Here is a 20,467-nt window from a genome sequence, read left to right on the forward strand (position 1 = left end):
CTCGCTTTGCTAGTGAATCACTTTCTCTCGTTTGAGAAGCTTAACTCCTTCACTCTCTTTTACTTATCTACTTCGTTTGTGATTCTTCGTTTCAGAATCGGAGTGCAAAGGTACAACTTCCATTTTCACTTGTCAAGAAATTTTGAAAATTTATTTTCTCATCTCCTTAACTCTCTTCCCCTCTAGCACCTTCCCTCTTCCAAACTTAAAAGCTCCACCTTTGAAGCTTCTTCCTTTTTACGAACTCTTTACTTCTTTTCGACTCTCTTTCAGAATCGGAGTGCAAAGGTAAGCCATTTTCCATCCCCTTGTCAAGACTTTTTTAAAATTTATTTTCAAAACTTTAAAACCCTCAACTTCCAACCCCACTACCCTTAAACTCCCTCGCAATCCACTCTAAATCAAGAAGTTAAACCCAAGCACCGCTCCCGATTTATCTCCTTCCCCGTCGTTTGGGAGTGCAAAGATGCACCGCCTACACCCCTCTTGTCAAGCCCTTTGCCAAAATAATTTATCAACCACCCCATAAGCCGCTGACAATGAACAAACTAAACAGCAAAACTTTTTTATACCCTCTTGCCTGCCCCCACCAATCCCTTAAAACCTTTCTCCCTCCCCACGAGTTATCTACTTCTGGCCCCTCCCGCAACTTCCCCTCTACCTTATTCCGCCCGTTTACACATTACCTACTTTTTCTATTGCCTTTCCTATAAATACCATTGCATTATACTCTCAGAGAGTACGGAATAGAGCCGAGACCACTGTGGTTGCTCTTCTAATAATAGCTGGTGTTTTTGCATGGTCGACTGATCACCTCGTCTAGCAGGTCCCGTTTGTACTTCGGCTGGATGCTCGGCTTCCATGGCTTTTCGAAAGGTTTCCTTAATAATTGGTCGCATTAAATCGAAATCCAAGTTTTGCTCTGCCAGTAATTCTTTTGTAATCGCCCATAAGTGATTAGGAAAGTTATTCGCCCAGACAGCTGCCAGATGCAGCCTTAATCGTTCTGATGAATTAATCAGGTATACTTCTTCACTGATGGATTTTGCTATCTCTATTAATAAGGTTTCCACACCTTCATCTTCGCCTTCGATACATAAGGGTACTTCTGTCCAGTTTAGCTCCACCTTTTTACTGATACTTTGTAAAGGATAGAAAACCCCCGCTTTCACTTCAACATCACTATAAATAGATAGCTGCTCTCTTAGTGAGGTTAATGGCATGGCTCCAGCGGTGTGTACAATTACTGCGTTTTCGGGCCAGACGATTTGCGGGATGATTTCTTTTATGGCATCATCGGAAGTAGTAAGGAAAAACAGTTCTACTTCCGTTTCCGAGAAATCAAGCTCCTCCATGGGATAGGCTAATGCCAGTTTCTCCGTTAATTCCTCGGCGTGATCAGGATTACGACTATAGATAAAGACTATTTCATGATGGGCCCGTTCCAACTCGACAGCTAAGTGGTGAGCCACATTACCGGCTCCGATGAATGCCATTTTCATAATAGACGATCGTAATTCTGTTTAGAAGCGTTAGGACTGAAGAAGTGTTTTCAAAGATTGATACGCCCGTCCGCTTTCCAGTGATTCCTTCGCCCGTTCCATCGCCTCTTCCATCGAAATTTCCTGAGCCGTGTGCAAGGCTACAGCGGCATTAGCTATTACGACCTGCGTTTGGGCTTTCGTTCCGCGATTATCCAGAATCTGTACCAGAATGTCAGCCGACTCCTGAAGGTTATTACCTCCGGCTAGTTCTTCGGCTTTTAATTGAACCAGGCCGATGTCTTCTGGACTGTATTGATGCGTTTCTTTATCTTTAATTAATAGGAAGTTGCCCGTTAGCGACACTTCATCGTATCCATCATAGGCATGAACGACGGCAAACCGTACCCCTGCCGAACGCAATACTCCGGCATATAGCTCTCCGACTTCAGGACTATACACCCCTGAAAGCTGGCGTTTCACCAGAGCCGGGTTCATTAAAGGCCCTAATAAATTGAAAAATGTCTTGAAACCCAACTCGCGGCGGACATTCCCTACGTGCTTCATGGCCGGATGAAACAGCGGAGCATGCAGGTAACAAATTCCAGCTTTCTCTAACTGTCGTCGCAGACGGTCGTAATCATTGGTAAATTCGTAGCCCAGCTTTTCGATTACCGTGGATGAACCGACCGAGGATGAAACCCCGTGATTTCCGTGTTTAGCTACTGTTTGGCCCGCTCCCGCAATAACAAAGGCCGAAGTTGTTGATATATTAAAGGTATTCTTGCCATCCCCTCCCGTTCCACATACATCCATGGGATCGAATTCGGTAAAATCGACGGAAACGCATAATTCAAGCATGGCCTGACGAAAACCGTTTACTTCTTCAACCGTCAGGCCTTTCATGGCATAAGCCGTCAGGAAAGCGGCGGTCTGGGATGGATTAACTTCGCCTTGACCAATGGAGAGCAGAGCCTGATAGGCCTGCTCGGTAGTTAACGTTTGGCTGGCTAATAACTGGGAAAGTAATTCTTTCATGCGTAATAATGGAGGTTTTGGCCTGGGTTTGTATTCGGTAATCTCAACCTTATTACTTCAGCCAGTTTATTAACATTTCCTTGCCGTATTCGGTCAAGTAAGCTTCCGGGTGAAACTGCACGCCCCGAACGTCATACTTTGTGTGAGCTTCCGCTAGTACAAATCCCTTTTCATCCACAGCCGTTACTTTGAGCTCCTCGGGCATGGTTTCAGGAATTACCGTCCAGGAGTGATAGCGGCACACCTCAATGGACTCGGGCAAGCCCTGGAAAAGCTTCTCCGTTTCATCCTTTATAATACAAGTCGTAGTTACGCCGTGTAGAACATCGCCCATGTTATGCAACTTGGCACCAAACGCTTCGCCGATGGCCTGATGACCGAGACAAACACCGAAAATGGATTTAGTCGGAGCGTATTCCTTAATAAGGTCTAGCATAATACCCGCTTCTTCGGGAATACCGGGGCCGGGTGAGAGTAATATTTTATCGTATTTGACGACTTCTTCCAACGAAATTTTATCATTTCGAAATACATCTACTTCATGGCCCAGTTCCTTTAATAGATAGACCAGATTATAAACAAAGGAATCGTAGTTATCGAGTACTAATATTTTGTAAGGCATCTTTTTGCTTTAGTTGTTGGTTATTAGTTGTTCGTTGATGAATCTCATTTCCTGAAAACTATCAATCGAAAACTCACAACTGATTAGAGTTCTTCGGCCATTTCCATGGCTTTGCGTAAAGCAGCTAGTTTGCTGTGAATTTCCTGTAATTCACTTTCCACGTTTGATTTAGCAACCACACCCATGCCCGCCTGATAAAAAAGCGTATTATGTTTGCTCAGGAAGGTACGGATCGCGATGGCGTGGTTAAAATCACCGTTGAAACTCAAATGGCCAATGGCACCGCCGTATATGCTGCGGTTCGTCGTTTCGTAGCGATTAATCAACGTCATAGCGTTGTGCTTGGGAGCACCCGAGAGCGTTCCGGCAGGGAATGTATCCGCAACTAACTGCAAGGGATTTGTTCCGGCTGTCATTTTACCCACCACTTTTGAGACCAAGTGAATGACGTGACTATAATATTGGACTTCTTTGAACGTCTCTACTTTTACCTCATCACTGCTGCGGCTTAAATCATTGCGGGCTAAATCGACCAGCATGACGTGTTCGGCAGACTCTTTAGGATCGGCCAGTAACTCGCGTGCCAGCTCGGCGTCACGTTCATCGTCACCCGTTCGACGGAAGGTTCCGGCAATAGGGTGAATTTCTGCCTGACCATTTTTAATAAAAATCTGCTTTTCAGGAGAAGAACCAAAGATATGATAGCTGCCGAAATCAAAGTAAAATAAGTAAGGAGAAGGGTTAATGGAACGCAGTGCCCGGTAAACCTGAAAATCATCCCCAGTGAACTCGCGGGAAAAACGACGCGAAGGCACAATTTGGAATACATCTCCCCGCAGACAGTGACTGATGCATTTATTTATTACTTCCCGCATTTCCTCATCGGTGCGATTAGTTACTTCTTCGCCGCTTAGCTTAAATGTATTGGAAGACGATTTAGGCGTTTGAATCAGAAATTCCAGTTGGCTCAGGCCTTCGGTATTCTTGTTTTTGGTATCTCCGTACTGATGTTCAAACAGAAATACTTCGTTTTTGAAGTGATTGAAAACGATTACGTAGCGATAGACATAATAAACAATCTGCGGAATGGCTGATTCTTCGCTTTTGGGTTGAATTTCGATGTCCTCAAAATATTCAACCGAATCATACGTCATGTGACCAAATAACCCATTCGTTGGGAAAGGGTAACCCGAGTTACTTTCCGTGAAACTAGCCGCAAAAGCCCGTAGCGTATCTACAGCGTCTTTTCGGTTTTCCAGCTTAAACTGTTCGGTTGTGCCATCGGGAAACTTTTGAGTAACGACGTCTTCATCCAGAATAAAACTTGCCACGGGATCACAGCCAATGAAACTCAAACTATTTTGCATGGCGTGGTAATCGGCACTTTCCAGTAAAACAGTATTCGGAAACTGGCGGCGTAAGCGTTGGTAAGCACTCACTGGCGTTAACATATCGGCTAGTAATCGCCGGGAATGAGTGGTAATCGGGTAATTTTTCACGTTTGTTCTGGTCTTATAAGTCCAAATGAAATGAGTTAAAACGACAACGCCCCCTGTTCGGTTGAACAGCGGGCGTTGTCGTTAATGCTATAGTTATCGCTTATCTGACGCAAAAAGAGGCTGTTCAACCGAGGAATCCCAGTTGCCACCACCATGCTTTTGCGAATGAAACGTTCATATTCTGATCTGATTAATTTCGGCAAACTTAAAAACAATTTCAGAGTTTGGCTAAAGTGTTACCTTTTTTTTTGTTTTTCACGCCAGCAAACGGAATTTTGATTCATGAAAACAAGACTAATGACTGCTTCGCTTCTCTTTATATCCAAGAATATCAAGCCCTTCGGCACATTACTTTTTCTTACTTTAACCATCGCCTCGTGTACGCATAAACCCGATTTACAGGGATTTCCGATAGAAAAATGGAAGGCAGACAAAGGTGGATGCACAGGTGAACGGAAAACGTTACTCGCCGATTTCAAGAAAATCCGGCAAAATCTGAAAGGCACTTCCTCAAATGATTTCGTGGATATTTTTGGCCGACCCGATATTAACCAAATCGCTGACCGCAATCAGGAATATTACGTGTACTTCCTGGAAGCCGGGCCGCATTGCGAAGACATCACTAAAAAATCAGAAGCGGCTTCCGTAGCCATCCGCTTTTCTTCCGTAGGCCTGGCCGCCGAGATTACCTTCCAAAACGGAACGCCAGTACAATGATTTTAAATTTTGAATGATCGAGGGCGTGAATGATCGAATGATATCATCTTTTTATTACTTCAGCGGTCATCTCGAACGTAGCGAGAGACCTTTCGTAGGCCTAGACCAGACTTAGGAAAGGCTTATTGACTTTCATTCAAAGAAGTTACTTTAAATCCTAAGTAAGGTCCTTCGCTACACTCTGAATGGCAGAAGAAAGGTGTTAGTAGTTAACGCTTCACTCATTCAAAACTAAAAATGAGTGAACAGGTATAAAATCACCTATTCACTCATTCTATTCATTCGCTCATTCGAAATTAACTATGAGCCCAGCGTCCAGCCTTTGCGGTATTCGCGTTTAACGAACTGGTTCGCGTCTTCGAAGTTGGTGATCCGCATTGCGTTACCATCCCAAAGTAGTTTTTTACGACCCGGATACGCAAAGCCCTTACCCTCGGCATTAGGCTTACGAATGTTATAGCTACGAATCGCCAGGTTACCCATTAATACGGTTTCCGTTAATGGTCCAGCATAATCGAACGATGACGTTAATTTTTTGTGAGTTTCTGATCCGAAGCCTTCTTTACATGCCCGTACCCAAGCCGTCTGGTGACCGCTTTCTGGCATTTTCTGAAGTTCCGTTTCGGTCCATTTATACTTAGCCAGATCCTGTTCGCTCACTTTTTTCTTCTCGAAGAACAATTTGGGTGCATTTCCGTAAGTTCCGCAGGTCATAATACCTTTTGAACCAATCAGGATTACCCCGTTTGAGCTGTCGGGATCGCCCAGGGGCTCGTCGGCAGGAATCAGATCTGGGTGGAAAGCACGAATACCACCATCTGACCAGTTCATAGTCACGGCTGACTTATTCTTTTTCGTAGCCGGGAATTTGATTTGAACCGAGCTTGATGGAGGACATCCTTCAGGAATGTACTCGGGCGTCCAGTCTTTGATAAATACCGAACCCACTGAACATTCTACTTCCGTTGGATACCCCAGGCCTAATACCCGGAACGCAGGGTCAATCAGGTGGCAACCCATGTCACCCAGAGCTCCAGTACCGAAATTCCACCAACCCCGCCATTTGAAGGGGTGATAGGCAGGCGTGTAATCTACCCAATCTGAAGGACCAATAAATTGATCCCAGGCGATGCCATCGGGAATATCTTTCTGACCCGTTGGCACCGGAATACCCTGAGGCCAAACGGGACGGTTTGTCCAAATGTGTACTTCGTCTACCGTTCCAATCAGCCCCGCATTGAACCAGTTTACCATCTGCCAGCTACCCACACTGGAAGCTCCCTGGTTACCCATCTGGGATACAATTTTATACTTACGAGCCGCTTCAGTCATCATACGGGCTTCGTAGATGTCGTGCGAAAGCGGCTTCTGAACGTATACGTGCTTACCCGCCTGCATAGCAGCCATTGCGATTACGGCGTGCGTATGGTCGGGAGTTGAGATGGTTATTGCATCAATATTCTTGCCTTCCTTATCCAGCATTTCCTTGTAATTCTGGTAACGCTTGGCATTGGGGAAACGCTTTACGGACGCGTCAGCTACCTTCCAGTCTACGTCGCAAAGAGCAACTACATTTTCAGCTCCGTTATTATAGGCATTCCAGATGTCACTAGCACCTTTGCCACCGGCTCCGATAGCCGCCAAATTCAGCTTATCTGAAGGAGCGGTGAAACCTTTACCTAATACGTGGCGAGGAACGATGTAAAAGGCCGCGGCCGAAAGGGCTCCCTTCTTGATAAACTCGCGGCGAGAGGGGGATTGTTCTTTCATAGTAGGATTAGAAGTCTGAGTGACTCTAACGGTATATTGAAATGTAAAAAGTTAAGTGTTATGCCTGAGAAGCGTAGCGTTCCAGTAACTGCTTCGTTTTCTTAATTCCTTCGTATTCACCGAGCGTATCGCCTTCGTATTCAATGCCGATGATTCCTTTAAAACCCGATTTTTTCACAATTCCCATCATGCGGTCATAGTCGGTTTCTACGCAGTTGCCTTTCGCATCGAAATCGAAGGTTTTGGCAGAAATTCCTTTTGCATAAGGTAGTAACTCCTGCGTGCCTTTGTAGCGGTCATACTCGTCTTCGCACTCGTGGTAACTACCCGCCTTACGCTTGATACAGAAATTTCCGAAATCGGGCAAGGTTCCGCAGTTTTTTAGACCTACGCCTTTTATTACCTCACTCAGCCATTGCCCGTTAGAGGAATAACCGCCATGATTTTCTACGATAACGTTAATACCCGTTTTAGCCGCAAATTCGCTCAGTGAATGTAACCCGTCCGTCGCACTTTTCTTGACTTCATCCGCCGAACCCTCACCTGCTGCATTCACGCGAATGGTTTTGCAACCCAGGAATTTCGCTGCTTCCACCCATTTGTAGTGATTCTCAACGGCTTGTTTCCGCTTGGCGGCATCCTTATTACCGATTTCGCCTTCCCCATCAATCATTATTAAATGGTTCTTTACGCCGTTGTCTTTACAGCGTTGTAGCAAATCCTTGAGGTAAGCAGAATCTTCCGCTTTGTCCTTGAAAAACTGGTTCACGTATTCCACTACGCTAATACCAAATTCTTTTTTGGCAAGGGCCGGAAAGTCAAGATTGTCTATTTTTTTGGATCGCAGGGCTCGGTGTAAAGACCACTCGGCTAGCGAAATTTCGAAGAAAGGCTTTTGCCCCAGGGTTCCCGCCCAAAGGTCAGCTGCCGGAAGGGTAGCCGCAGCTGCCAGGCCCAGATTCCGCAGAAAGGAACGTCGGTTCTGTTGCATATTTATAAGGTTTAGAGCTGTCGCTTTTCGGGTTGAAAAGTACAGAAGATTTTTTGAAAAATAATACGTTCACGATGAAACGAAGGAAAAGGCCTACGGCTCTTCTCTATGCATCTAGAACGTCAGGATAGTGTTCCTTCTGTAGTTCCTGAATATTTAAGTGGTAAGCCATTCTTTTTATAGTTACTTTTGAAGGACGAAAAAGTGGATAATAAGTTCATTTTCAGTTTTTTGACGCCCCTGTTATACCTAATCAATACATAGCTTATAGTATTTGGAAAGTTTTTTCCTAAGAAAATCCAAATTACGAAAACTGTTTATTGATAAACTTGTTCTTTATTAAGGAAATGAGCAGTACCGTTCATGCGTTGCCTCAAAAGACAACGAAATTTAAGAAAATGAAATCGTTTCAAATTCCCGATACGTTTAAGAGTCCAGTTATCGGTGCGATCAAGGAATATCGCCGGAAGCAGGATAAAATGAAGAAGGATTTTAGTCCGACCCTACTTGATTTTGGGCCGGTACGGTTTCTTATTGCCCGTCATTTTGGCTTCTGCTATGGGGTAGAAAATGCGGTAGAAACGGCTTATCAGATTATTAAGGACTATTCTTCCAAAAAGATATACTTACTGAGCGAAATGATCCATAATCCCGAAGTAAACCGGGATTTACTCGATCAGGGCGTTCGTTTTATCATGGATACCTCTGGTCGTCAACTGATTCCCTGGGAAGAGTTAACGGCAGATGATATTGTGATTATTCCGGCTTTTGGAACGACGCTTGAAATTCAGGCTAAGTTATCCACAATCGGAATCCAGACTGAACAGTATGATACTACTTGTCCTTTCGTAGAAAAAGTCTGGAAACGGGCTTCTTCCATTGGCCAAAGTGATTATACGATTGTGATCCACGGAAAACCCGCTCACGAAGAAACAAGGGCTACGTTTTCTCACGCCCGTCAGAACGCTCCTACGGTGATTGTCAAAGACATGAAGGAAGCTCAGAAACTGGCGGCGTATATGAAAGGAGAAAAGTCGGCGGAGTTATTCTACGAAGAATTCAAAGGTCAATACTCCGAAGGTTTTAGCGTAGAGAAAGATTTAAAACGCATTGGAGTCGTCAACCAGACAACGATGCTGGCTTCTGACACCCAAGCTATCGCGGATTATCTGAAACAGGTAATGGTTGAAACCTACGCTTCTGAAGGTTCAGACATTACAGCCCATTTTGCTGATACGCGGGACACCCTTTGTTATGCTACCAATGATAACCAGTCGGCAACGTATGGTTTGCTGGAACAAGCAGCGGACTTATGCGTAGTAGCGGGAGGTTATAACTCCTCGAATACTTCGCACCTAGTTGAGTTGTGCGAGGCAAAGTTACCGACCTACTTTATTGAAAATGCGGCTAAAATTCTGGATCGTGACTTAATCCGGCATTATGACCTGCACGAGAAAGTGGAGAAAGTAACTGAACATTACCTGCCTGACTCCTCACCCGTAACGATCATGCTCACGTGCGGTGCTTCCTGCCCGGATAAAGTGGTAGAAGATATTCTGATTCGCCTCTTATCCTTTTACCCCGAAGCGAAACCTCTGGACGAAACCATGGAAGCCTTTGTGTAAGCTTTTAGGGCGATGGTTAACTACTACTAATAATTCTTTCCTGTCTTTCAGAGCGTAGCGAAGAACCTTACTTAGGGTTACAGGTAACGTTTCTGAAGGATAATTAATATAGAATGATCGTTTTTAAGTAATATCCTTCTGAATAAACAAAAAACGAGCCGAATATTCGGCTCGTTTTTTTGTGCTTTTATTTCATTAAGGCACTGCTCTTCAGCTTTATTTCGGTTAATTTTCGCTTAGTATCCAGCGTAAAATCACCCTGCATCATCCAGTCGTAATAACTTGGTTCGCGTTTGAAGATTTCCTGAACGGGCTTACCGGTGTGTTTACCAAAATTAAAGACGACGACGCCGTCATTGTTATATTTCATCCGCTGGGCAAAATCAACTAATTGACCGGACGTTAACTCGTGCAGAGCATCCATATCATTTTTTATGGGAGCCCAGGTTTCTTCTTTATTCTTTTCGATCTCAACTCCTTCGTACCGCTTCACCATTGCATCTAATACTTCCAGCGTAGCCAGTGTATCTGCTTCGGCAGAGTGGGCATCTTTCAGGCTTTTTCCGCAATAAAATTTATACGCTGCTGAAAGATTACGCGGTTCCATCATGTGGTAAATCCGCTGAGCATCAATCAGGCGACGGTTTTTGGTGTCAAAATCAATGCCCGCCCGAAGAAATTCTTCCACCAGCATAGGAACATCAAAACGATTGGAGTTGAAACCCGCCAGATCACAGCCTTCCAGAAACTGAGCCAGTGACTTAGCTAACTGTTTAAAGGGAGGTTTATCGGCTACATCTTCATCATACAGACCATGAATCAAGCTAGTTTCCAGCGGAATAGGCATTTCAGGATTAATCCGTTCCGTCCGTACCTGTACCGAACCGTCAGGCATAGCTTTAGCAATGGATATTTCGACGATACGATCCCGAATTAAATTGATGCCGGTAGTTTCCAGATCAAAAAAAGCGAGTGGCTTACGGAGTTTCAGACTATGTTGCACGGTGTTCCTCTATTTACTGATTATTCAAAAATACACCAATTTCCCCGGAAATGGTTCAATGCCTTTTTGATAAAGCGAAAACATCAGGAGTCATTCACACTCAGAATCAAGCGTTTATTAACTTTATATTAAATCAATAAATGTTTTTCGTTCCTCATAAAAAAAGAGTATCTTTGTCCGGCAAATAAGAATAGCACTGTTATTTGCCATGTTGGACTCCTCCAAGTTTCTCTTTGAAGCACTTACTTACGATGATGTGCTTCTGCTCCCTGCCTATTCGGAAGTTCTCCCCCGCGAAACTAGCACCGAATCATTTCTGACAAAAAACATACGCTTAAACATGCCCCTGGTCTCGGCAGCTATGGATACGGTTACCGAATCCGAAATGGCTATTGCGATGGCTCAGGAAGGCGGTATTGGCATGATTCACAAGAACATGTCGATTGACCGTCAGGCGGAAGAAGTTCGTAAGGTAAAACGTTCAGAATCAGGGATGATTCTCGATCCTATTACTCTTACAGAAGGCGATACCCTGGCGGATGCTCATCGTCTGATGCGGGAAAATAAAATCGGCGGTATTCCCGTCGTTGACGCTACGAACAAGCTGATCGGAATTCTGACTAACCGTGACATTCGTTTTCAAACGAAATTAAGTCAGCCTGTTACGGAGATTATGACGCAGGGCAAACTTATTACGGCTCGTGCAGGCATTGATCTTCAGGCTGCCGAGGCTGTTTTACAGGAATATCGCATTGAAAAACTTCCCATCGTGGATGAAAATCAGAAGCTGGTCGGTCTGATTACCTATAAAGATATCCTCAAGAAGAAAAATCACCCGAACGCCTGTAAAGATTCTCGCGGTCGTTTACGTGTAGGAGCTGCCGTTGGTGTTACGCCTGATTTACTGGATCGCGTAGCTGCTCTGGTAAAGGCAGGAGTGGATGTCATCAGTATTGATACCGCTCACGGCCATTCCTTAGGAGTTATCAACGCTTTGAAATCAGTAAAAGCCGCTTTCCCAAATCTGGACGTTATCGTTGGTAACGTGGCTACGGGTGAAGGTGCCAAGGCTCTGGCCGATGCTGGTGCAGATGCCGTTAAAGTAGGCGTTGGTCCGGGTTCGATCTGTACAACTCGGGTCATTGCAGGGGTAGGTATGCCTCAGCTTTCTGCCGTATACGAAGCAGCAAAAGCCGTAGCTGGTACGGGTGTTCCTATCATTGCGGATGGCGGTATTCGTTACTCTGGTGATATTGTTAAAAGCCATCGCAGGTGGAGCCAGCTCTATCATGATGGGTTCCTTACTGGCTGGTACGGACGAAGCTCCAGGTGAGATTATCATCGCTGAAGGCCGTCGTTTCAAGAGTTACCGGGGCATGGGTTCTGTAGAAGCCATGGAAGAGGGATCAAAAGATCGTTATTTCCAGGATGCCGAAGACGACATCAAAAAGCTGGTTCCCGAAGGTATCGTAGGCCGTATTTCTTACAAAGGCCGTGTAGGTGATATTCTGTACCAAATGGTTGGTGGTCTGAAAGCCGGAATGGGTTACTGCGGAGCTAAAAATATCGAAGCGATGCAACAGGCGAAATTTGTAAAAATTACCGCTGCTGGTGTTCGCGAAAGCCACCCCCACGATGTAGTTATTTCGAAAGAAGCTCCTAACTATAGCGTGAAATAAGGTTGTTTGTTGATGGTTATTAGTTCTTAGATTACTTTCAGTACTAAAAAAGGTCGCTTGAAAGGCGACCTTTTTTAGTGTACGTTAAAAGTTACTAGAAGTGTTTACCAACAACGAAAAACCACTAACAAACCATTATTTCTTCCGGAAGAACATCGTTAACGGCACCCCGTCAAAGCCAAAGTGAGCCCGGAATTTGTTTTCCAGGTAACGCTCGTAGCTTTCTTTGATGTACTGAGGATAGTTACAGAATAATACAAACGTTGGACTTGGCGTGGGTAACTGTGTCAGGTATTTGATCTTCACGTATTTACCGTTAATTGCTGGGGGTGGGTACGCTTCAATTTCCGGCAGAATCAAGTCGTTCAGTTGCGAAGTTGGAATTCGGCGACGACGTTGTTCGTATACCTCAGATACCTTCTCTACCACTTTAAAAATCCGCGTTTTTTCGGTTACCGAAGTGAAGATGATCGGAGCATAATCGATGGGGGCCATTCGTTGGCGTAACTCCTTCTCTAAAGCAGGAGCCGTGCGGGAATCTTTCTGAATTAAATCCCACTTATTCACCATGATGACAATACCCTTTTTTGCCCGGTGAGCCATCCCAATGATGTTCATGTCCTGAGCCTCCAGACCACGTTCAGCGTCCAGAATAATAACGGCTACATCACATTCATCCAGAGCCCGCATCGACCGCAGGGTCGAATAAAACTCAATGTTATCATTTACCCGAGCTTTCCGACGCATTCCGGCGGTATCGGTAATGATAAAGTCATTGCCATACAGCGAGTAACGCGTATGAATGGCATCGCGAGTAGTTCCGGCAATGTCCGTTACGATACTCCGCTCACGACCTAATAAAGCATTCAGGAAAGAAGATTTTCCAACGTTCGGACGGCCCAGGATAGCAATCCGGGGAATACCTGCTTCGGGATCTTCTACACCCTCGTCTTCAAAATGAGACACTACGGCATCCAGGAAATCACCCGTGTTATTACCGTTTTCTGCGGAAATAGGGAACGGCTCGCCTAAGCCTAAGGCATAAAACTCAGCCGCAGCGTGCATCTTCTCAGTCGTATCAGCCTTGTTAGCCACTAAAATTACTGGCTTTTTAGAACGACGAAGCACGTTAGCAAAATCCTCATCCAGGCCCGTCAGACCTGCAATACAGTCTACTACGAAGATAACAACCGTTGCTTCATCCATAGCAATCTGCACCTGCTCGCGGATGGCTTCTTCAAAAATATCTTCGGAGCCAACCACGTAACCACCCGTATCAATCACGGTAAAAAATTTACCAGTCCAGTCCGCATATCCATAGTGACGGTCACGGGTAACCCCCGAAACGTTGTCCATAATGGCTTTTTTCTGCTCGATGATCCGGTTAAACAATGTGGATTTACCTACGTTAGGCCGCCCCACAATAGCAACAATATTTGACATGATGATTTTCGCTGGCATAAACCCGCCAGCATCGGTTTGACCAGCCGTTTCTCGGCCGCTTCATTGAAAAATAAATAATAGTATCCGTTCCGACCGATACAATCACTACCCTCCATGAATGAGCCTTTCACCTGTGTATGAGGCGTATTCATGCGTTGAGAGTCCTTTCGAAACAGCTATTACTCTTGAATGTACCCGAACTCCCGGAGCTTATTTGCTTTACTCCGCCAGTCGGATTCTACGCGAACGTAGGTTTCCAGGTGAATTTGTTTTCCAAAAAAGGCTTCCATTTCCTTACGGGATTCAATTCCCACTTTCTTGATGGAAGCTCCTTTATGGCCCAGTAAAATAGCCCGTTGGCTGGAGCGTTCCACATAAATCTCCGCCAGAATCCGAATGATGTCATCGGTTTCCTTGAAAGAAGTAATGACCACTTCCGAGCTGTAGGGGATTTCCTTTTTGTAATTGAGAAATATTTTTTCCCGGACGATCTCCGCCGCAAAAAAGCGTTCGGGCCGATCCGTCAGCGAATCCTTATCAAAAAACGGCGGATGTGTAGGTATAGCTTTGACAATCAGGCTGAATAATTCTTCCAGACCCAGTTTATGCAAAGCAGAGATGGGTAAAATCGTTTGGGTAGGAAAACGGTTCCGCCAGTGAGCAATTTTTTCTTCAACCTGCTCCTGAGTAGCTAAGTCTACCTTATTGATCAATAGAATAACCGGTGTATGATCAATTCGGGCCAGCTTTTCAATGACGTCATCCTCGTCGTAAGCTTCAAAAATATCCGTTACGAACAAAATCACGTCGGCATCTTCCAGCGAACCCCGTACGAAATTCATCATCGACTGGTGTAACTGATACTGAGGCTTGATAATCCCCGGCGTATCTGAATAAACCAGTTGAAACGGGATACCATCCTGCACCCCATTCACAATCCCCATGATCCGATGCCGGGTGGTTTGAGCCTTCGAAGTAATGATTGAAAGCCGCTCGCCTACCATGGCATTCATCAGCGTTGATTTGCCCACATTGGGCTTTCCAACAATACTGACGTATCCCGTTTTATGATTATCCATCGTGTAATTCAAAAAAATTATAAAAATATTTTTTAGCTATTTCACTGAAAATCAGTAATAATTAAAAAATAATTTATAGTACTCCCTTAATTTTTACACAAAGGTATTGATTTTAATTGAAATGCCCGTATATTTGCAGTCCAATAACACACCGCGGGATGGAGCAGTTGGCAGCTCGTTGGGCTCATAACCCAAAGGTCACAGGTTCGAGTCCTGTTCCCGCTACTACAAAGCCGTCAGCAATGGCGGCTTTTTTTCAGGTCTCGTAGTACAACGGATAGTATGTGAGCCTCCGGAGCTCAAGATTTAGGTTCGATTCCTAACGAGACCACTTTAAAACAGTTAAAGCCCTGAAAATCAGGGCTTTTTTGTTGCCCCATAGTTAACCCTTCAGTAACCAAAAACAGAGATTTGCTTTTAGATACCTGGCAGGTTACCAATCTTATCTGGTTATTCATCACAGAAAAATTCAATTAATTGCGTTTCGAAATCTTTTTAAAAGTGTACTTTTTTGAAAAGTTTTGGAAATTATCTTACTACAGTACTACAAGCCTATAACTATCTAACTCACAGAAGCTTAAGTGTAGTAATTTACTTTTTTCATGCTACTACAATTCAGCTTTTACCCTACTACAAATCATTACTTTCCTATATGTGTAGTAAGTTGTAGTAAAATGTAGTAACTTCTTATCTTGTTAATCTCACTACACTTAATTAATTAATAATCAGTTAATTGTATCATTTTTGTAGTAAGTAGTAACTTAAATGGTCAATTATTTCTAAAAGTGTACTGCCTTACCCAATAGCCTTTTCTCGGAAAAATACTATTTGTACGATCTGTTGTTTGGGGAAACCTTAAAAAGGCTAAAGCCCGGCCAAAGGTAACGGGGTTTAGTTTGTGCGAATGAGCGGTTAGATAGGACAGTTTTTCCATCATTTCCGATGAAGTAAGAAACTCTGCTTCTGGATGGCCTTTCTCTTCGGGAACGAAGTACCGGGTAATTAACTCGGTCTCGGGGTTTGATCGCTGGAAACTTCGATTCACCTTCTCTGACTGCTCTATTTCTTCCCGGTTCATTTCGTACATGAATCCGCTTTTGAGCAATCCATACGCCTGCGACCAGACCTGATCCATATCGATGTCATGCTGATAGCCCCCCGGCCCTCCGTTGTTGTGAATGAAGCCCTGTACTTCGAAGATCAGCCACCGGACGTTACCAGTAGTATCGGTCAGGAACTCACTCTCGTTCGTTGAAGCCACAAATGAAGCTCGCCGGATACCATCTGACTCTCGCTTGGCGTAAGGCAATCGTACCCGAATGATATGATCCGTGAAAAAGGACTTAGCTTTATTAATATCCGTCTTGGAAAGCGTCGCTAATTCGTCCAGATTGATTAGAAAGTTTCTGCACAGGGCAATTCGGCCATCTTTATTTTCAAAGTCTACATTCTCTTTATAGTAAGATTTGAGCGTTCCTGAAGCCAGAAACCGTAAAAACGACGTTTTACCGTCGTTCTGAGAACCTACTAATGTAAGGCACTGTTTATTAAAAGGACTTGCTCCAATGCCACAGGCTACAGCTCTCACCAGCCATTTACGGAACATCGCAGTAAACCATTCAGGATCGGGCGTTTTGACGTAGGTACACAGTTTGGCAATGTAATCTGGGTCTCCTTGCTCCCACCTGGGCAGTGATTCAAAATAATGGGTGATGGGATCATAGCGTTCAACCTGACTAGATAGCAACAGGGCTTCGAGTCTCTTCTCGAAGCCATTGAAATTTTTGTCGTAAAGTTCACATTTAAGGTCATTATCATTCAGCACAGTGTACTCACTGGTGCCGCTCTTCGAACGAGCCTCTAAATCATTAGAAATAACATTCAGTCGAATTTCGTATCGATCAAACAGGTATTGTTTCAGTCGCTGATAAGGGTTTTGTTCCCCTTCCGACTTAGCATTAGTACGGGCCATTAACGAGTAGGTTTGCAGGTAATAGGATTATAGACGGGGGGGGCGGATCGGGAAGGGCTTTCCTGAAGGTATGGGTCTGGTTCGCTTACGTCCTTCTGCACGACCACCTCTCCAGCAGGTAATTAATTGCTTCCTTAAAGCCCGTAGATAAGGATCATTAATACCATCGATGGACATAAGCAATTGCTCATTCTTTCTAGGAGAATGAGCAAAACTGACCTGCTGAGCATCCCTATTAATAGGCTTTCTTTCGATAGGCGGTTCTGCTTCAAAGCGGGCAATCAGCGTAGAAAGATCATTGAGTGGGAATGGTAACCGGAACTGATCGGCATCAGGACTATTCCCAGAAGACAAGGAAGGTACAGCATTTGCAAAAGTGCTGATTACGTGTAATTTTGCCATTGAGTTTTAAGTGATTAAAATTCGTTTAGTGGGTTACGATCTCCATTAAACTTTTACATGGGTTGGATATTCTTAAGAGGTAGGTAGCCTTACAAAAGAATTTGAAGCTTAGCGTCGTCACACGCTAGGCTTTTTTTATGAACTGTTCTTCTTTTTTGCTTTAGCTTCAGAAACGGCCCTTGCTACGGTTTCTGGCTTCAGCCGGGCATACAGGCTCAGCGTTGTTTTGCTGTTGCTATGTCCCAAGCTGGCAGCCACCACGTCCGGGGGAATCCCGTATTCATTGAGCATCAAATCCGCGTGGCTATCTCGGGCGGTCTTTGTAGTTAAGGGAAAGCTTAAATCAATGCTCCGGGCTAAGTACTTCAGTACCCGGTTTCGATGCTGGTTTTCATTGACGGGCAGCAGCCGTCCGGTTCGGCGTACTTTAGGATGATTCCGGTAGCGTTCAATCGTCTCTAAGCATTCATCATCCAAAATTGGGAAAGCCTGCACACCTGATTTCTGCCGCCGTATATCCAGATAAGTCAGGCCATCGGGCGTTTTCTTTACCTGTTTTTCGGTCAGATTAGCCAGATCAATGTGGCTCAGGCCTGTAATGATCTGAAAAAGAAAAATGTCTCGTTCCAAACGTTCCGAGTCATCGAGGCCTTTGAGTGTACGTAGCCTTTCCAGATCGGCCAGCGTGAGGTATTCTTTCGGTTTGGGCGTACTGGTATGGGTGAAGGTTTCCAGCGGATTACGTTCCAAATGTCCGTCCAGAACGGATAATTGCAGAACGGCCCGCAGCTCTTTGATGTGCCGGGCCATTACGTCCGGTGCAAAGGCCCGAATCTTTCCGAAGTAATGCTCCAGATCGTAAATGATACTGGGTTTTACTTCGGTCACTCGTAGATCAGGCTGCTTCCAGTTGATAAAGTCAACTAAATTACCGAGCCGTTTTCGAACGGCCCGGTCGGTACTGTGTCGGATTACTTTTGCCATGAATGCTTGGTTTTACCTTCCACAAAGGGAGCATATCGCACCTGATAATGCCGTTCGATTGCTTCCAGGAGCGTAGGTGGCTGCGGTCGGTCTCTCCCACTCACTTCGTTACGAACCTGTTTCAGATCAATCGGCAATCCGGCTACTTCAAGCCGGGTTACTATCGCTACAATCTGGCCCCTGATCTGCCGGAGCCGTTCGGTTTTCAGGCGGTCGCCGTCTACCTCGAAGCGATCCGGGATCAGTTGCCCGGCTTCAACTTCTATTCCGGTTGATAACTGCACTGTATCCTGATCGGGATAGCTAATCTTTAAGTAAATGCTACCCTTCTGGCCCCGGTTATAAGCGGAAATGCTTACGCCCATCTTTCGACGTTTATCCTTATTCGGTAGCGATGTCTGAGCCTGCTGAAGCTTGGTTTCAAATTTTCGGGCTGCATTTTCTATGGAAGGCCTTTTCATTACTCGGTTTTATCATTTAAGTACTCATTCTCAAGGTTTTTGGTAGCAATGCTGACCCGATCTGGAATAGGAATTCCTTGTATTTTCATCCAGTCCAATCCTTGCAGAAACCGTAGCCAGTCATTTTCATGAACACCAGAGATCATGCAGAGCTGCTTTCTAACTTCTTCCATCTTGCGATTCAGCAGCATATTCTCTCTGAACAGAGCGGAAATCTGTGCTGCGGTTTCGTAAGAGCAGCCATTAATGACCTGACCTACCAAAGCCGACGCTCGCTCACATTTTTGAAAGATGGCCTCTGGTGTCAAATCGTTAAAATTTGTTACATAGGTCTCATTCGTGCTGAATGACTTGAAATCGTCTCCGTTGTTGTTTACTTTTGAAGTGTTCATAATTGTTGAGTTTTTAACAATTATTCCCCCGGCTGGTCTCGACTACCTCCGGGGGATTTTTTTGATACCTGATTAAAGAATGCTTTGCAAGTGAGTAGGTTGCTCCAATTGTCTTTCGTTCATAATTGTTTGATGGTTAAGTAACTACGGTCTCGACCCCGCAGAAACCGGATTAGATTAAATCCCTGATATCACATTCCAGAAATGTACTGAGAGCCTTCAGCTCATTGGGGCGGGGCTGTGCCCGCCCGGTACGAAGTTTCCAGAAACGTAATTGAGCAATGCCTAATTGGCGGTGAAAGCGATCATCAAGCTTAACAGAAACTCCTTTACGAGTTTGAAAAGCTTCAAAAGCTTTTTGGATTGGCGGCTTATCCGTTCGAATAGCCGAAACTACAGATGCCATATACAAATTTGTTAATCATTTTGTGCAAAAATACAATAAGATTATTCAAATGAACAAATACTGATTAACATTTTCGATAAAAATTATTATTCGAATTGTTAATAACATTGTATAAAAATAGAAAAGCATGTCACTTTCTGATAAAATAAGAGCGGCGAGGGAATCACAGAGGGTGTCGCAGTCGGAATTAGCTAAAAGATTAGAAATTGATCCCCCAGCGTATCACAGACTTGAGAAGCGAGGAGAAAAGCTGAGTATCGAGCAAGTGGAGAAGATAGCTACAGCCCTAGGTATGAGCTATATTGAGTTATTGACTTATGGTGAAACACCTAAGGGTTCTACTGATCAGGGAGAAGTAGCGAAACTAGCCGAAGAAAACCAGCGGCTTAATCAGTGGTTGAAGGAAAGAGGCGAATTGTTGGATACGTATAAGGATAAATATGTGCAGGCTGTTGAAGCTATAGCGGATGTGATAGAGAGCATATATTTAAATACGCTGGTAAAGCATCCTAATCGCATTGAAACTAAAGTACATGATGTAGATGATGACGGAAAACTAAAAAGCGGTTACAATATTAAATTAGATTGTTCCGAAGAGACAAAGCAGGAAGTGTTAGAAGAAGTAGTATCTAAGTATTACGTAAGGGAGCTTCTTGATACAGGGCTTATAGAAAAAGACGAATACTTCAAACCTTTCTACGATGCTTTAGATAAATACTATTACGCACAAAATACAGAGAATGCCTTGAAACTAGGTTTTGCTTCTGCCGAAGAATGGGATGAACTTAATAGAGAAGCTAAGGAGAAAGGGTTTGATGATTGGTTTGTTTATTATAAGTATTTGGCTGAGCAAAATAAAAATAGATTATAATTGTCAACAACAATAATAGATAATCAATCAAT

The 20,467-nt window shown here is 44.3% G+C and carries 18 protein-coding genes, 2 tRNA genes and 2 pseudogenes; 6 read left to right on the forward strand and 16 right to left on the reverse strand.

From position 1 onward, the window contains the following. Window positions 1-707: 707 nt before the first annotated feature. The 5 genes and pseudogenes from QE357_RS24960 to QE357_RS00690 all read right to left on the reverse strand — a co-directional run bounded on the left by QE357_RS24960 (window position 708) and on the right by QE357_RS00690 (window position 4,592). The gene (locus tag QE357_RS24960; protein ID WP_409050257.1) at window positions 708-1,223 is read right to left on the reverse strand and encodes a DUF2520 domain-containing protein; all 516 of its coding nucleotides are present in this window, start codon (window positions 1,221-1,223) and stop codon (window positions 708-710) included. A 9-nt stretch (window positions 1,224-1,232) separates the two neighbouring features. Then, window positions 1,233-1,508 (reverse strand): annotated as a pseudogene (locus tag QE357_RS24965) (NAD(P)-binding domain-containing protein); the annotation flags it as partial. A 24-nt stretch (window positions 1,509-1,532) separates the two neighbouring features. Further along, the gene (trpD, locus tag QE357_RS00680; protein ID WP_309704992.1) at window positions 1,533-2,519 is read right to left on the reverse strand and encodes an anthranilate phosphoribosyltransferase; all 987 of its coding nucleotides are present in this window, start codon (window positions 2,517-2,519) and stop codon (window positions 1,533-1,535) included. Window positions 2,520-2,571: 52 nt separating this feature from the next. Beyond that, window positions 2,572-3,141, reverse strand: a complete 570-nt coding sequence (locus QE357_RS00685; RefSeq protein ID WP_309704995.1) for an aminodeoxychorismate/anthranilate synthase component II — start codon at window positions 3,139-3,141, stop codon at window positions 2,572-2,574. 83 nt (window positions 3,142-3,224) lie between these two features. Then, window positions 3,225-4,592, reverse strand: coding sequence for an anthranilate synthase component I family protein (locus QE357_RS00690; protein ID WP_409050258.1), 1,368 nt, complete (start codon window positions 4,590-4,592; stop codon window positions 3,225-3,227). Between the two features lie 330 nt (window positions 4,593-4,922). Between QE357_RS00690 and QE357_RS00695 the strand changes: the two genes are divergently transcribed. Next, a complete protein-coding gene (locus QE357_RS00695; protein ID WP_309705000.1) occupies window positions 4,923-5,357 on the forward strand; it encodes a hypothetical protein in 435 nt (144 codons plus the stop codon). Window positions 5,358-5,657: 300 nt separating this feature from the next. Here the strand turns inward: QE357_RS00695 and QE357_RS00700 are convergent, their stop codons facing one another. After that, entirely contained in the window at window positions 5,658-7,127 is a 1,470-nt protein-coding gene (locus QE357_RS00700) for a Gfo/Idh/MocA family protein (protein ID WP_307141656.1), read from the reverse strand. A 58-nt stretch (window positions 7,128-7,185) separates the two neighbouring features. Further along, complete coding sequence (locus tag QE357_RS00705; RefSeq protein WP_309705002.1) at window positions 7,186-8,118, reverse strand: sugar phosphate isomerase/epimerase family protein; 933 nt, start codon at window positions 8,116-8,118, stop codon at window positions 7,186-7,188. Between the two features lie 347 nt (window positions 8,119-8,465). Between QE357_RS00705 and QE357_RS00710 the strand changes: the two genes are divergently transcribed. Next, window positions 8,466-9,743 (forward strand): 4-hydroxy-3-methylbut-2-enyl diphosphate reductase, encoded by a 1,278-nt coding sequence (locus tag QE357_RS00710; protein WP_309705003.1) that lies wholly within the window; start codon window positions 8,466-8,468, stop codon window positions 9,741-9,743. Between the two features lie 187 nt (window positions 9,744-9,930). On the opposite strand, the gene QE357_RS00715 is transcribed toward QE357_RS00710, so the two are convergent. Further along, on the reverse strand, window positions 9,931-10,746 hold the full coding sequence (locus QE357_RS00715) for a 3'-5' exonuclease (protein ID WP_307141659.1): 816 nt from the start codon (window positions 10,744-10,746) through the stop codon (window positions 9,931-9,933). A 208-nt stretch (window positions 10,747-10,954) separates the two neighbouring features. On the opposite strand from QE357_RS00715, the pseudogene guaB reads away from it, so the two are divergent. Further along, window positions 10,955-12,425 (forward strand): annotated as a pseudogene (gene guaB / locus QE357_RS00720) (IMP dehydrogenase). Window positions 12,426-12,560: 135 nt separating this feature from the next. On the opposite strand, the gene der reads toward guaB, so the two are convergent. Both der and era read right to left on the reverse strand, forming a co-directional pair. Then, window positions 12,561-13,868, reverse strand: a complete 1,308-nt coding sequence (der, locus tag QE357_RS00725) for a ribosome biogenesis GTPase Der (RefSeq protein WP_307141662.1) — start codon at window positions 13,866-13,868, stop codon at window positions 12,561-12,563. A gap of 179 nt (window positions 13,869-14,047) precedes the next feature. Then, window positions 14,048-14,947, reverse strand: a complete 900-nt coding sequence (gene era / locus QE357_RS00730; protein ID WP_307141663.1) for a GTPase Era — start codon at window positions 14,945-14,947, stop codon at window positions 14,048-14,050. 152 nt (window positions 14,948-15,099) lie between these two features. Here era and QE357_RS00735 point away from each other — a divergent pair. After that, window positions 15,100-15,172, forward strand: a tRNA-Met gene (locus QE357_RS00735). A 34-nt stretch (window positions 15,173-15,206) separates the two neighbouring features. Next, window positions 15,207-15,278: transfer RNA gene (locus QE357_RS00740), tRNA-Arg, on the forward strand. A gap of 438 nt (window positions 15,279-15,716) precedes the next feature. On the opposite strand, the gene QE357_RS00745 is transcribed toward QE357_RS00740, so the two are convergent. From QE357_RS00745 to QE357_RS00770, 6 genes are all read right to left on the reverse strand, one after another. Continuing rightward, window positions 15,717-16,919: a VapE domain-containing protein gene (locus QE357_RS00745; RefSeq protein WP_309705007.1), complete on the reverse strand. Its 1,203-nt coding sequence runs from the start codon at window positions 16,917-16,919 to the stop codon at window positions 15,717-15,719. 27 nt (window positions 16,920-16,946) lie between these two features. After that, window positions 16,947-17,321 (reverse strand): hypothetical protein, encoded by a 375-nt coding sequence (locus tag QE357_RS00750; protein ID WP_309705010.1) that lies wholly within the window; start codon window positions 17,319-17,321, stop codon window positions 16,947-16,949. A gap of 135 nt (window positions 17,322-17,456) precedes the next feature. After that, a complete protein-coding gene (locus QE357_RS00755) occupies window positions 17,457-18,305 on the reverse strand; it encodes a tyrosine-type recombinase/integrase (protein WP_309705012.1) in 849 nt (282 codons plus the stop codon). Beyond that, entirely contained in the window at window positions 18,293-18,766 is a 474-nt protein-coding gene (locus QE357_RS00760) for a hypothetical protein (protein WP_309705014.1), read from the reverse strand. Before QE357_RS00760 ends, QE357_RS00755 begins: the two co-directional genes overlap by 13 nt. Beyond that, window positions 18,766-19,158 carry a hypothetical protein gene (locus QE357_RS00765; RefSeq protein ID WP_309705016.1) on the reverse strand — a complete coding sequence of 131 codons (393 nt, stop codon included), beginning with the start codon at window positions 19,156-19,158 and terminating at the stop codon, window positions 18,766-18,768. The genes QE357_RS00760 and QE357_RS00765 overlap by 1 nt, the downstream gene beginning before the upstream one ends. Before the next feature lie 172 nt (window positions 19,159-19,330). Beyond that, complete coding sequence (locus tag QE357_RS00770; RefSeq protein ID WP_309705018.1) at window positions 19,331-19,564, reverse strand: hypothetical protein; 234 nt, start codon at window positions 19,562-19,564, stop codon at window positions 19,331-19,333. A gap of 127 nt (window positions 19,565-19,691) precedes the next feature. Here QE357_RS00770 and QE357_RS00775 point away from each other — a divergent pair, with 127 nt between their 5' ends. Further along, window positions 19,692-20,435 carry a helix-turn-helix transcriptional regulator gene (locus QE357_RS00775; RefSeq protein ID WP_309705020.1) on the forward strand — a complete coding sequence of 248 codons (744 nt, stop codon included), beginning with the start codon at window positions 19,692-19,694 and terminating at the stop codon, window positions 20,433-20,435. Window positions 20,436-20,467 lie beyond the last annotated feature (32 nt).

This window comes from Siphonobacter sp. SORGH_AS_0500, assembly GCF_031453245.1.
GTDB lineage: Bacteria > Bacteroidota > Bacteroidia > Cytophagales > Spirosomataceae > Siphonobacter.

What these genes read in the sequence shown, in the direction of transcription:
- QE357_RS24960 (WP_409050257.1), bottom strand. Translation starts at nt 1,223, where the DNA reads ATGCCATTAACCTCACTAAGAGAGCAGCTATCTATTTATAGTGATGTT.
- trpD (WP_309704992.1), bottom strand. Translation starts at nt 2,519, where the DNA reads ATGAAAGAATTACTTTCCCAGTTATTAGCCAGCCAAACGTTAACTACC.
- QE357_RS00685 (WP_309704995.1), bottom strand. Translation starts at nt 3,141, where the DNA reads ATGCCTTACAAAATATTAGTACTCGATAACTACGATTCCTTTGTTTAT.
- QE357_RS00690 (WP_409050258.1), bottom strand. Translation starts at nt 4,592, where the DNA reads ATGTTAACGCCAGTGAGTGCTTACCAACGCTTACGCCGCCAGTTTCCG.
- QE357_RS00695 (WP_309705000.1), top strand. Translation starts at nt 4,923, where the DNA reads ATGAAAACAAGACTAATGACTGCTTCGCTTCTCTTTATATCCAAGAAT.
- QE357_RS00700 (WP_307141656.1), bottom strand. Translation starts at nt 7,127, where the DNA reads ATGAAAGAACAATCCCCCTCTCGCCGCGAGTTTATCAAGAAGGGAGCC.
- QE357_RS00705 (WP_309705002.1), bottom strand. Translation starts at nt 8,118, where the DNA reads ATGCAACAGAACCGACGTTCCTTTCTGCGGAATCTGGGCCTGGCAGCT.
- QE357_RS00710 (WP_309705003.1), top strand. Translation starts at nt 8,466, where the DNA reads ATGAGCAGTACCGTTCATGCGTTGCCTCAAAAGACAACGAAATTTAAG.
- der (WP_307141662.1), bottom strand. Translation starts at nt 13,868, where the DNA reads ATGTCAAATATTGTTGCTATTGTGGGGCGGCCTAACGTAGGTAAATCC.
- era (WP_307141663.1), bottom strand. Translation starts at nt 14,947, where the DNA reads ATGGATAATCATAAAACGGGATACGTCAGTATTGTTGGAAAGCCCAAT.
- QE357_RS00745 (WP_309705007.1), bottom strand. Translation starts at nt 16,919, where the DNA reads ATGGCCCGTACTAATGCTAAGTCGGAAGGGGAACAAAACCCTTATCAG.
- QE357_RS00750 (WP_309705010.1), bottom strand. Translation starts at nt 17,321, where the DNA reads ATGGCAAAATTACACGTAATCAGCACTTTTGCAAATGCTGTACCTTCC.
- QE357_RS00755 (WP_309705012.1), bottom strand. Translation starts at nt 18,305, where the DNA reads ATGGCAAAAGTAATCCGACACAGTACCGACCGGGCCGTTCGAAAACGG.
- QE357_RS00760 (WP_309705014.1), bottom strand. Translation starts at nt 18,766, where the DNA reads ATGAAAAGGCCTTCCATAGAAAATGCAGCCCGAAAATTTGAAACCAAG.
- QE357_RS00765 (WP_309705016.1), bottom strand. Translation starts at nt 19,158, where the DNA reads ATGAACACTTCAAAAGTAAACAACAACGGAGACGATTTCAAGTCATTC.
- QE357_RS00770 (WP_309705018.1), bottom strand. Translation starts at nt 19,564, where the DNA reads ATGGCATCTGTAGTTTCGGCTATTCGAACGGATAAGCCGCCAATCCAA.
- QE357_RS00775 (WP_309705020.1), top strand. Translation starts at nt 19,692, where the DNA reads ATGTCACTTTCTGATAAAATAAGAGCGGCGAGGGAATCACAGAGGGTG.